Annotated in this window: 11 protein-coding genes and 1 pseudogene; 4 read left to right on the forward strand and 8 right to left on the reverse strand. The window is 56.4% G+C overall.

Translation table 11 applies throughout. The features are described from left to right. Positions 1-50 precede the first annotated feature (50 nt). The gene (locus AC5SEO_RS19220; RefSeq protein WP_019565820.1) at positions 51-626 is read left to right on the forward strand and encodes a cytochrome b; all 576 of its coding nucleotides are present in this window, start codon (positions 51-53) and stop codon (positions 624-626) included. A 101-nt stretch (positions 627-727) separates the two neighbouring features. Here the strand turns inward: AC5SEO_RS19220 and AC5SEO_RS19225 are convergent, their stop codons facing one another. The 7 genes from AC5SEO_RS19225 to AC5SEO_RS19255 all read right to left on the reverse strand — a co-directional run bounded on the left by AC5SEO_RS19225 (position 728) and on the right by AC5SEO_RS19255 (position 7,135). Continuing rightward, positions 728-1,276: a GNAT family N-acetyltransferase gene (locus AC5SEO_RS19225; RefSeq protein ID WP_495363941.1), complete on the reverse strand. Its 549-nt coding sequence runs from the start codon at positions 1,274-1,276 to the stop codon at positions 728-730. 46 nt (positions 1,277-1,322) lie between these two features. Then, complete coding sequence (locus tag AC5SEO_RS19230) at positions 1,323-3,272, reverse strand: MacB family efflux pump subunit (protein WP_495363942.1); 1,950 nt, start codon at positions 3,270-3,272, stop codon at positions 1,323-1,325. Continuing rightward, positions 3,269-4,462, reverse strand: coding sequence for an efflux RND transporter periplasmic adaptor subunit (locus tag AC5SEO_RS19235; RefSeq protein WP_495363943.1), 1,194 nt, complete (start codon positions 4,460-4,462; stop codon positions 3,269-3,271). The genes AC5SEO_RS19230 and AC5SEO_RS19235 overlap by 4 nt, the downstream gene beginning before the upstream one ends. An 11-nt stretch (positions 4,463-4,473) precedes the next feature. Continuing rightward, positions 4,474-4,605: a hypothetical protein gene (locus AC5SEO_RS19240; protein WP_019565817.1), complete on the reverse strand. Its 132-nt coding sequence runs from the start codon at positions 4,603-4,605 to the stop codon at positions 4,474-4,476. Between the two features lie 65 nt (positions 4,606-4,670). Beyond that, complete coding sequence (locus tag AC5SEO_RS19245; protein ID WP_111783789.1) at positions 4,671-5,123, reverse strand: SH3 domain-containing protein; 453 nt, start codon at positions 5,121-5,123, stop codon at positions 4,671-4,673. 256 nt (positions 5,124-5,379) lie between these two features. Continuing rightward, positions 5,380-6,456 carry an ATP-binding protein gene (locus tag AC5SEO_RS19250; protein WP_495363944.1) on the reverse strand — a complete coding sequence of 359 codons (1,077 nt, stop codon included), beginning with the start codon at positions 6,454-6,456 and terminating at the stop codon, positions 5,380-5,382. Beyond that, positions 6,446-7,135 carry a response regulator gene (locus tag AC5SEO_RS19255; protein ID WP_013637487.1) on the reverse strand — a complete coding sequence of 230 codons (690 nt, stop codon included), beginning with the start codon at positions 7,133-7,135 and terminating at the stop codon, positions 6,446-6,448. Before AC5SEO_RS19255 ends, AC5SEO_RS19250 begins: the two co-directional genes overlap by 11 nt. A gap of 427 nt (positions 7,136-7,562) precedes the next feature. Here AC5SEO_RS19255 and AC5SEO_RS19260 point away from each other — a divergent pair, with 427 nt between their 5' ends. After that, the gene (locus tag AC5SEO_RS19260) at positions 7,563-8,270 is read left to right on the forward strand and encodes an MtnX-like HAD-IB family phosphatase (protein ID WP_495363945.1); all 708 of its coding nucleotides are present in this window, start codon (positions 7,563-7,565) and stop codon (positions 8,268-8,270) included. A gap of 14 nt (positions 8,271-8,284) precedes the next feature. Beyond that, positions 8,285-8,932: pseudogene (locus tag AC5SEO_RS19265) on the forward strand (aminotransferase class III-fold pyridoxal phosphate-dependent enzyme); the annotation flags it as partial. 1,415 nt (positions 8,933-10,347) lie between these two features. Here the strand turns inward: AC5SEO_RS19265 and AC5SEO_RS19270 are convergent. After that, positions 10,348-11,094, reverse strand: coding sequence for an SDR family oxidoreductase (locus AC5SEO_RS19270; RefSeq protein WP_013637469.1), 747 nt, complete (start codon positions 11,092-11,094; stop codon positions 10,348-10,350). A 93-nt stretch (positions 11,095-11,187) separates the two neighbouring features. Between AC5SEO_RS19270 and AC5SEO_RS19275 the strand changes: the two genes are divergently transcribed. Then, a complete protein-coding gene (locus tag AC5SEO_RS19275; RefSeq protein ID WP_495363993.1) occupies positions 11,188-12,102 on the forward strand; it encodes a cupin domain-containing protein in 915 nt (304 codons plus the stop codon). Positions 12,103-12,192: the final 90 nt, after the last annotated feature.

Here is a 12,192-nt window from a genome sequence, read left to right on the forward strand (position 1 = left end):
GGCAGCGCCAATCTGGCGAGATGACCATTCCCATCTAGGAGACCATTGTGATGTCAGCCATAAACACAGACAATCTCAAGGCCGTTAAATATCCCCTTCCGATCCGCTGTCTTCACTGGATAAGAGCCGCTCTTATCATCGGGCTAATTGCATCGGGCTGGTATATGACGCGTCTGCCGGAAAGCGATATGACAACCGCTTCGATCTTCTATCCCAACCACAAGCAGTTCGGCATTCTCGTCTGGCTGCTTGCGCTTGTCCACCTTGCACTTCGCTCGCGTTACGCAACGAGCCTGCCCTCAGCGCCCTCGGCGCTTGCGCGGTGGGAGAGAACCCTCTCACATGCAGTCCACAAGCTTCTCATTCTCCTCACGCTCCTCGTTCCGCTGCTCGGCTATTCGCTCTCTAGCAGTTTTTCGCAGAGTGACGGTGTGCCATTTTTCTTCATTCCGCATCTGCCGGAACTGCTTCCCAAGAACGACAATGCTTTTTCCGTCTTCCAAACGTTGCACAGGTACGGCGCCTACGCCATTCTGGTGCTGATCGGACTTCACGTGCTGGGAGCGCTGAAACACCGGCTGATGGACAAGGGCGGTCCGACCGATGTTCTTCCCCGCATGGTTTGATTCGGGTCAGGAGCCGATCACAAGACGAGACATTGGCCAAACGGCGTCGGCAATCACCGGGAAGTTGGATTATTGGCTCATCTCACCGACAAATTTGCTGATTAGGGTGAGCGTCCTGCACAGGCCATGTTTTTCTCGAATCTGAACATGCCACCGTCATTTGGATCAGTTTCGTCCGTATCGTGCGGGTCAGGATGCCGCGAATTGTAATATTCGACGATCTTGAACCCGCACTTATTGACGTAGAAGTGAATGTTGCGCTTTTCGAAATAGGGCGTGTGCGTCGTCCATATGCGTGTTTCAGGATACCGTCGCTCTATTTCTTTCCACGCTTTCTGGCCGACGCCACGACCATGCTCATCTGGTTCCACATAAAAGAAGGCGAGCTCATTTTCATGCGTCTTGTCGTCTATCGTGACGATGGCACCTCCCACCCACTTGCCGTCGGCGAGAACGCGAATAACGACAGAGCCGGGAGCCTGAAATGCGCCTTCAATGTCCTCGTCAGCCGGGATCTTCTCGCCCATCGACCCCATTTCCTCGGCGACGGAAAGCATGAAAGCGCGCTGCAAGGCCTTCTTGAAATCGGGCAAATCCGCCCCTTGCGCTATATCCAGCGTCAAATCGACCGAATTTCCATGTTTGCTCATTGAACTCTCTCTTTCACTAGGACGGCATGAGGCATGATATTGCCTCTTACTCTCTCGACAAAGCTTCGACCGGATCGAGCCGCGCCGCGTTGCGGGCGGGCAGGAAGCCGAAGGTGAGGCCAATCAGTAAAGCAACGACGCAGGATCCAAGCACCGCCTGCATGGAGATGATCATCGGCATCTCACCCTGTTTGTCGCCGATTATCGTTGCAATCGCAAACGCAAGGGCTACGCCGACGATCGAGCCGGCCAGGCAAATCAAAACCGCTTCGATCAGGAATTGCAGCAGAATGTCCAGGCGTCTTGCGCCCACGGCCATTCGGAGACCGATTTCGCGTGTCCTCTCCGTGACGGAAACGAGCATGATATTCATGACACCGATGCCGCCGACGATTAACGAAATCACTGCAACGGAAGAAATCAAAAGTGTGATCGTGCGGGAGGTTTTCTCAAGCGCCTTTCGCATCTGGTCACTGTTGAAGACATAAAAGTCCTTTGTCCCATGCCGGCGGGTAACCAGGTTTACGATCGCGCGTTCGGCGGCTGCGGTATCGATGCCATCTGCGACACGCACAGTCAGTCCGCCGAGACTGCTGGCAGTTCCAGACACCCTTCCTGCGAAGTTGAGATGGGAAACATAGATCTGCAACGTTCTATCGCCCGCAGCGCTTCTTGGCCGCTGGACAACGCCCACCACTGTCGCTGGCATGCGGTCGATCATAATGGTGCGCCCAAGCGGAACCCGGTTATTAGGGAACAGTGCCGCTGCCGTCCTGTCATCCAAAACAGCCTGCTGACCGAGCATCGACGGCCCCGCGGAGGAGAGGCCCTTGCCCGATAGCAGCTTCATGCCATTAATGGCAAAATAGTCGTGCCCGACGCCATTGATATTTGCGGTCAGGGAAGCATGGTCTGATCGCGCACGGGCCGAAGCATAGATGAGCGGCGTCACACCGCGCACATAGGATTGCGCCGAGATTGCTTCGGCATCAGCGGTAACGAGAGACGTGATACTCGCCGCACGCTCGTCACCCCAATCGCGCCCCGGATAGATTGAGAGCGTGCTGGCGCCAAGTTCGCTCATCTGAGCCAGAACTTTCTCACGCGATCCTTCCCCCAGGCCCACAACACAAACGACGGCGGCGATGCCGATGATAATACCGAGCATCGTCAAGAACGTGCGGATGCGATAGGCTGCCATGGAGCGAAGCGCCATCGGACCCGCATAGGACAGGCGCTGCCTGAAGGCAGAAAACCGGCCGACCGGCGTTTCGTCGTGGGGTGGCAGTGCGATGCTTGCTTCCGGGACATCCCGTGTTCTTTGGTCGGAAACGATCCTGCCGTCACGGATCTCGATGATACGGTCCGCGTTGGCCGCAACCTGCATATCATGCGTGACCATGATGACGGTGTGCCCTTCACCGTGCAGCTCTTTAAGGATCTCAAGTACGTTCTCGCCGCTTTTACTGTCGAGTGCCCCGGTGGGCTCGTCTGCGAGAATGATTTCGCCGCCATTCATCAAGGCGCGGGCAATGGAGACACGCTGCTGCTGGCCTCCGGAAATCTGCCCCGGGCGATGATCGAGACGCTCGCCAAGACCAAGACGATCCAGCAGTGCCCTCGCCCGACGATGGCGGGCAGCCGGGTCAAGACCCGCATAAACGGCAGGCATTGCCACGTTCTCGACGGCTTTGAGCGGTCCGAGCAAATGATAACGCTGGAAGATGAAACCGAAATGCTCCCGTCGCAACGCCGCAAGCTCATCGGCAGTCAGCCCTGAAACACTCTTGCCGCCAATCACATAGTCCCCTTCGCTCGGCCGATCGGGACATCCGAGGATATTCATAAGCGTGGATTTACCCGAACCGCTGGCACCAACGATCGCGACAAGCTCACCCGCTTCGATCGTAAGGCTGACACCGTTAAGCGCGGTGATTTTTTCGTCCCCGGCCACAAACGAGCGGTAGACATTGTCGATCTGGATAAGCGGGGTCACATCGTCACCATGTCTGCGTTGGACGATGTTTCGCCTTTCGACGGTATGATGACCTTATCGCCAACCGAAAGTCCGTCGATGATCTGGTTGTTGATCTTATCCGTCAGCCCGACCGTAACCAGCTTCTCGACTGCGACGCCGGATGCCTGACGCACACGGACATGATAGCGGCCGTCCTTATCGCGATCCGTGAGGGCCGACCAGGGCACGAGAGGGACGTTTTCTGCCTTGCCGACGATAATTCTAACAGACGCTGTCATCATGGGCCTGAGGCCGCCATCCGCATTGGGGGTGTTGAACAGGCCGTTATAATAAACCGCCTGCGCACCCTGAACCGCCGCTGACGTACCGGTGCTGGTCGCGGAATCTGCTGCGATTGTCGTGGGCGCCGGTTCGATCTGCTCAAGTTTCGCCGAGATCGGACTGTCAGGATAACCCATGATTGTGAAGCGGACGTTCTGCCCGACCCGAACCCGCCCAATATCGGTTTCCGAAACCTGAACTTTCACACGCATCGTGTCCAGTTGCGCCAGAGAAACGATTGTCGGTGCGGCCTGAACGGCGTTCAGGGTCTGCCCCGCCTTGGTGACGACGGCGACGACCGTACCGTCGATCGGAGCACGCACTTTCGTGTAGCCGAGATTGACCTCGGCATTCTCAACCTCGACCGAAGCCTGAAGGATCTGCGCGTCGAGCGCCTCGACTTCGGCCTGCAAGGCGCGAAACGCCGCTTCCGCCGTTTCCCGGTTGGCGGTCGAAACAATGTTCGCGCTATTGAGCGTTTTCTGCCTGTTGTAAGCAAGTTCAGCCTGATGCCGATGGATGTCCCGCGCGCGCCGCTGTGCTTTCAGGTTCGCAAGGGCGGCACTGGCAATCCGCAGGCCGTTTGCCTGCGGTGTCGAATCGACTTCGCCGATCAAATCGCCCTGCTTCACCTTCTGCCCGAGTTCGACATGCAGGTTTTTCAGCTGCCCCGACACCTGGGCTCCCACATTGACCAAACGGGAGGGCTCGAGGACGGCGCTAGCGACAACCGCTTCTTCGACGGTTCCCTGAACAACCGGCATGACGATTTCTTCCTGATCATCCGTCTCGGAGAAAACCGTTCGCGCCGAGGCCCCGCCTATCACCAAAACTGCGATGACGGCGCCGATGATGAGACCATTCTTTCTGGTGATTTTGCGTTTCATTGTCGTCTGACTCATGGTGTTGCGGCTTGCTGAACGCTCGTCCGCAAATGGTCGTTTATCTGCGAGCCGGTCGTATGCCAGGCAAGAACCACCTCAAGGATAGAAAAGACGATGCAGACAACGAGAAGTTTTCGTTCGGTCATGGAGCGTCTGCCCAGATCTGGCTTGGGCAGGGGTCGCACAGCAACCCATCCGCCTGAGCGCCGTCTCACCAATTGGGATCCCAACCGGGCGGCGGCACATCGTCTTCCCATGCAAAGTCATCCCAGGTGTCGATGTCGCTATAGAAATCCTGGTCGGCGTAGTGATCGGACCAATAGGTGTCAATATTGAAGGAAACCGTCGGGACGACGGGCTCATACATCACATGAGCGTAAGCCGGCACCCGGAGCCTTTGTGCTTCATAGTCGATAGTGATGTAAGCGCCCGAAACCCAGCCCCGGCGCCCCGAGGCCTCTACATCGCACCAACGGTAGCCTTTCGTGCAGCCGACGACTTTCAGGGGTAAGCCTTCCGGCAAGATACCCATGGAGGGATAATGTGTGCTCGGACCCGCCCGCATGTTGATTTCGGCAGCGGCATATGAACCAGCCAACGCGGTAGTGTTTCCAAGGATGGCTGCGCCGGCAATTGCCGCCGCGAGAATGAGCGCGTTTCGCATAGAAAACCTCGTATAGAATTCGGCCGGCACGTTCGCGCCGACAACTCAGAGCAGAGATTGCTCGTGAGTGTCACTAACCAAGTCCAAGTCCAGATTACGTGGAGGAAACGTCGATAATCGGTAGCCTTAAACGAATGACGGGGTGCCGAAGCACCCCATCATTCCATGCCCTGCGGCACCTTCTTCAGGCTTTCGCCAAAACGCCGAAATCCGCGACAGCGGGAACGCCGTTGCGAATGTCAGTCGTGTGTGACCCTCAGTCTCGGGCTTCTTCTCGACGAGGTAGCTGGAGTTCGATACTGAAACCGCGTCCCTCGGTAGGCAGAATGACTGCGTGACCTCCATGGGCTTGCATGATCGCCTTTACGATGGGAAGACCTAGGCCTGAACCGCCGGAAACACGATTACGGGAATCATCAGCTCGCCAAAAACGCTCAAAGGCGCGGTTCTGGTTGTCATCAGCGAGGCCTGGACCCGTATCGGTGCATCGGAAATACACATAATTCTTGTCCTGCCAAGTCTCGATATACACGGTGGAATTTGGGGCGTAGCGCCGGCAATTATCGAGGAGAGCAACAATCGCCTGACGTAATCTGGGCTTGTCTGCCAGGGTTACAGCGGGGTTCAGCCGCCTCACGACGAGGCTGCCTGCGATTGAAAGCTCGTCTTCCATCGAATCGGCAGCGGCAGCTACGTCGGATGCGAGATCGAGCCGTGAATATTGCAGATCGAGTTGGCCGGCATTGCTGAGTGCGAGTGTCCGCAACTCCTCTACGATGCCGCCGAGGTCATCAACATGAGCGATGAGACGAAGATAGAGCTGGGGGCTTGGCTGGAACGCGCCGTCGAGCAGACCCTGCAATCTGCCCCGCAAGATGGTCAGTGGGGTTCGCAATTCATGGGCTATTGCGGAGTTCGAATATTTGAGTTCGGTCTCTGCCCGCTCCAGCCGTTCCGCCATCAAGTTAAAATCCGCGACAAGTTCACCCGCTTCGCCAAAGCTGCGGCGGGGAAGCACGGCACGCGCCGAAAAATCACCACGGGCAATCGTCCTTGCCGCACTCGCAACAGACTTCAGCGGCTCCGTAACGTATCGCGCCAACCTCCAGCCCAGGATCGAGGCGGTCAATATACCTATCCCAAGCAGCAGCCCCAGCGTGACCGTATCTCCAATCTGCCAGGCGCTGTCATATTCCCCCTCGGGATAAAGCCAATCATAGATGAAGAAAAAATAGGCCACCAGGCCGCCATAGACAACGACGAAGGCCAATAGTGTCAGCAACACCATCGCCCGCACGAGTCCTGCGTTCAGATTAGTGCGTTTAGATGTCATCAATCCGGTACCCTACGCCACGTACACCCGTCAGAACGCCCCCGGCGCCCGCGGCAGTGAGTTTGCGCCTTAGATTGCTGACGTGGCTGTCAACTGTTCGGTCCAGCGCCTCGCCTTCTGGAAGACAGGCGTCGACGAGTTCTGATCGCTCGAACACGCGGTTGGGTGACGCCGCCATATGCGCCAGAATTCTAAACTCGGTGCGCGTCAGATCGAGGGTCACGTGATCGGATCCCGTTTCAACCACGGCACGATGGGCCTGTGGATCGACGCGGAGCGGCCCAACACGCATCACGTGGTCTGGACTGCGCCCCGCCACCCGCCGAAGCACCGCCTTGGCACGCGCAACGACCTCAAGGGGATTAAACGGTTTGACGACATAGTCGTCGGCGCCAATGCGCAAAGCCTGCAGCTTGTCCAGATCGTCTGCAAGTGCCGTCACCATGATGACAGGCGTATCGGAAACTCGCCTGATGGCGGCAAGTACCTCGTACCCGTCCTGACGCGGCAGCTTGATATCCAGCACGACCAGATCCGGCCGAAGGCGCTGATGATGGCCCAATCCAACTGCGCCGTCACCTGCGGTAACGACGCGGAAGCCTTCGCGCGCGAAATAGGTCTCAATAATGTCGGATATTTCCGGGTCGTCTTCTATGATGAGGATGAGGGCATTGTTCATAGATTGTCTTTCGATAGGCAATTTGTGCAGGCGTTGACATCAAGCATTCGGCTACATTTCTTCAACGTGCTGAGGTCGCGATCGCATTCCGGCGTCGGTATTCTGCTTGCAATTGGACCAACTTATTCAAGTGCGTCAATCGGTGATATTGCCGACGGGTGACCGCTCCACCGAACACGAAGATTTTCTCCACGATTTCTCGACAGACGAGGCGCATTTGCCTTTTCGCCAGCACGGCACCGGCAAACGGCACCGTTCCGTTTCCCGACGTGCTGGTTTTGACGGAGAGCATTTCGGAAATGAAAAAACCAACAATCGAACAATCGCCGGTGAAATCGCTATTTTATCGAGCGGATATCTCAGCAGTGTCTGGTCATTTGGCTGCTCATGGCCACACATATCGCGTTTCCAGACCTTCCGACGTCGCATGCGCAGGGATGGCGCGCTGATGCACGCCTACTGCGATTTTGATGGTACGATAGCCACGATCGACGTCACGGATGCCGTTCTCGAGCGGTTCGCCGCCCCCGAGTGGCGCGATATCGAAGCAGCCTGGGAAGCAGGGCGCATCGATGCGCGGCAATGCATGAGTGCACAAATCACGCTCATCCAAGCGGCCATCAACCAAATAGATGAATTTCTCGACACGGTCGAAATCGATCCTGAATTCCCTGAATTCGTCCGCTGGTGTTTGAGAAATTCGATCCCCGTAACCGTCGTCAGCGACGGGGTCGATCGTTTCATTCACCGCGTCCTGTCCAATCACGGTCTCGATCATCTCGACATCATCGCCAATCACCTCTGTGTCGAAAACAACGGCAACCGCTTCCACTATCGATTGGAAGCTCCGTTTACGCAGTCCGCATGCAAAGCCGGATCGGGCGTCTGCAAATGTGCCATCGTGGCATCACATACGCCCCATATCTACGTCGGCGACGGCCGCAGCGACTTTTGCGTCTCGGCAAATGCCGACCTGCTTTTTGCCAAGCACAAACTCGCCACGCATTGCGCGAGCATTTCCATTCCGTTCGTTTCCTACACGACTTTCAAGGACGTCCAGACAGAGGCCGCGACCCAGCTGCTGCACATCCGTACCGCAAACACAGCGGCCTCTCACCTCTCAAAAACTGCCTAATCAGGAACATGAAAATGCATTCTCTTATCAAGCCGATTGACGGCCAGGACGACATCATATCCGAAGACGAACTCCGTGCTCTGGAGGAGACCTATTGCTCCCACGGAGACACGGTCCACTACACGGATCGCCCCAAATTCTTCACGGGATGCGATGGATCCTTCATGTATGACGGGACAGGTACGGCCTTCCTCGATCTGCAGATGTGGTACTCTGCGGTCAATTTCGGATACCGCAACCCCCGCCTTAATGCTGCAGCCCATCGCCAGCTTGACACCCTACCCCAGGTCGCCTCGCAATATCTCCATCGTGAGAAGGTCGAACTGGCGACGATGATCGCCCAGGACGCGGAAAGAAAGTTCGGTCGGAAGGGTCGCGTGCATTTCAACGTCGGCGGTTCGCAGGCCGTCGAGGACTCGCTGAAGCTTGTCCGAAACTATTCGGGCGGAAAAAGCCTGATGTTTGCTTTCGAGGGCGGTTATCATGGTCGCACGCTGGGCGCCACGTCCATCACCTCGTCTTATCGTTACCGTCGCCGTTACGGGCATTTTGGCGAACGCGCCCAGTTTGTCGAGTTTCCCTATCACTTTCGCGGCCCGAAGGGCATGTCGAAAGAGGAGTATGGCCACTACTGCGTCCAGAAATTCGCCCGCCTGTTCGAGGAACTGAAACTTTCTGAAACACAGTGGATTTACATTTGCACACGGCGATGGTCGTCAATGGCTTCGTTAGGGACGCCGAATGAAAACACGTCACTCTCTCGACTAAGCAGTCCTTAAAAATAAAGAGGAAAACGGCCATGGCCGCTCGATAGTGCCCGAAATATTACGGCGATAAAAAAAGGCCACAGCACTAGAAATATGATTACCGCGAGCCTGACAGTGGCAGCGATATCTTTCAGCAACCTGAAATAGGGTCGCAGGATTACATCAGCTCGCTTGAAAAAACACATACTATTTCCACTCTGTCGCTACGATTTTGCTGATCCAACAGTTTCGTGGAGTTTCGGTAGAGAAAGCCTATAAGAAAGGTCGAAGAGCCAAGCCTGTTCGACAGGAGTGCGTGGCGTGCAGCGAAGTGTTTAGCTGATTACCGTATTATTTTGGAATTCAACTTCCAACGGACTGTCACTTAAGAAAATTGACGTGTCATCAAATGCATTTTTCGCGCAGAAGGCGTTATCGAACAGTAATCGTTGGTTTTCCTGGGATAACAGAGATGAGCGGGCTGATTTTGAACTCCATCAAGCTGTCGAATCCGCCTGGTCGTGCGATTTGCTGACGCTCACCGACCACCCTGTGCGCTCGCGCGATCTTAAATTCGTGTGCGGACTTCCAGAGGATCGCGATTGCCGGATGGTCTGCATATGGCCGCGCAGCCATCAGCGCTTTACCGTAAGTACAACGTTCTCAACAAAGCTCTACGTTGCGGTACTCCTCCCAGATGATCACCAAAGTGACGCCTGGCCTGTTGAGCTCGTTAGCGAGTTCGGTCTTTGCCGGCATCGAGATCTCTACGTTGTGCCGGTCCATTTCATGCCAAAGGTGACCAGGGGTTATGCTTCAGTTCCTAAAACCGGCCGATCTTCGATCGGAATAGTGGCCGGCTTCACGTCGGGATCCGCAACTATCCACGATGACACATCGGCCCCGACCCAGCTTGATCGTTCCATCGCGGAGCTTCTGGCGGGGACTAGATGTCGTGGACGGTATTAGTTGACCGGCAGAGACCGCCGAAACGATCACCCGCACCGACGTGTTTGCTATCCGGCGGCGTTCAACAGACGTGATGACTTCAATCGAATGCTTCGTCACAGGACTACTCCTGATGTTATCACCAGGACATCCGACGTTCAGGCTCGCCTCACAAGGCGGCTTCACCGTGCGCTTATCCTTGGCCTGAGCAATCACTGCGCGTGAAATCGGAACGGAGGGAACGCGCCTGATCTCCGGAATCGCCCAGAAGAATCGAGGGGGATTTTATAACGGGGCGAGCCTGGTGAATCGCTGGATAGAAGGGCACGAAGGGCAGCAGAAAGGCCGCCTAATTTGCTGCCGCCCCCCTCGTGCCGATTTCATCAGCGCGTTTGAGCAAGCGCGAGAGCGTCCGCTCCAGCAGGAAACCTAAGGCGGTTCTCGGTATCGTGAACGGCCTGCCAAATTGCTTCTGCAACATCGCTTTCCGCGGTGGTCAGGGCGGGATGCGCAAACGCCTCGAGGATCGGCTGTGCGAAGTCTGCATAGCTGCTGGGAAGGAGTTCCGAGACAGGAACGATGGCATTTGCCCCGAACCTCGTGGTCGGCGCGTAACCAGGCTCCACAAGCTTCACCCTTACGCCGAAATAGCTCAACTCATGCGCGAGCGACGCCGAGAAGCCTTCAATAGCCTGTTTGGTGGCAGTATAGGCTGCCGCCAGTGGGAATGCCCCCAAGGCGACGCTCGATGTCACATTGATGATGGTTCCGGAGCGTCGCTCGCGCAACTGCGGAATTACGGCCTGACACATCGCCATGACACCGATCGTGTTGGTCTCCAAAAGCTGTCGAATGAGGGACATTGGCATCGCCTCGAACGCACCAACGCCGCCAACGCCGGCATTGTTCACCAGCACGTCAATTGGACCGGCAGACTCGATGAGGCTGGCGATGCTGTCGGGGCTGGTGACATCGAGCGGCAGCACGCGCAGCCGGTCAGTTTTAGCAAAGAGTGACGGATCCGGACGCCGCATGGTGGCGAGAACGTCCCATCCGCGAGAAAGGAAGTGTTCGGCAGTAGCCTTGCCGTAGCCGGACGATGTGCCGGTAATGAGAATGGTCTTTGTCATATCAGTCTCCTTGGTTGCGGTCAGATAGTGATAGACGGAGTCTTTAAGACGATCTATAATTCAGAGTCCGAGTTAATTTATGAGTCGTCCAAAATGGATCCTTTAAGTGATCTCATCACGCTACTTCGGCCCAGAGCCGCGATAGCGAAGCCCATCTCCGGGCGCGGCCAATGGGGCGTTCGCTACAGATCGTATGACGCACCTGGATTTACGCTGGTCCTGACTGGTGAAGCATGGCTCACACTAGGTGATCAAGAACCCCTACCGATCAACGAAGGCGACTTTCTCCTTTTGCCGACTACGCCCGCGTTCTCCCTGTGTAGCAAACCTGGAGCTCCCTGCATTACTGCTGAACCTCTGGCTGAAGCTGTTCGCCACGGCGACCAAGAAGGAAAGCCAGATTTCGTTGCGCTGGGCGGGAGTTTCTCTATCGAGAGTGCCAACGCCCCGCTGCTGCTCGCGCTGCTGCCGAATGCAATTTATATTCCCGCTTCGGCGGGGCGCGGGACGCGATTTGGCCGCTTAATCGAATTGCTGTCTGAGGAGTGCGTTACCGAACATCCCGGCAAGGAACTTATTGTCCAACGCTTGCTGGAGACACTGCTGATAGAGACATTGAGGTGGGACATTATCGGTAACAACACTGCCTCGGCGGGTTTGCTGAACGGGCTGCGCGATCCAGCCATGGCCCGGGTCCTGCGTGCCATTCACGAAGACGTTCGGAGAAGGTGGACGGTAGCGGATATGGCAGGAATAGCTGGCAAGTCGAGATCGGGTTTCGCCGCGCGATTTAACGAGATTCTCGGGTGCGCACCAATTGAGTATCTGGCGCGATGGCGCATCGCTATCGCCAAGCAGGCCTTGCTGAGCGGTGCAAAGTCGCTCGACCGGATCGCGGATGAAATAGGCTACGAATCCGCAAGCGCCTTTAGCACAGCGTTCAGCAAAAGGCTTGGTTGCCCTCCTGGCAGGTTCGCTAGAAGGCCGGAGCTCAGTGCCAACCCCTAGTATGCCTGTAATCTTATGATGCCACCCGATACAGGTCGCCAACGGTAATAGTTCATATGACCGCTGTAGGCGCGTAGCGGAAGACCTCTT

The organism is Agrobacterium sp. K11 (assembly GCF_059429395.1).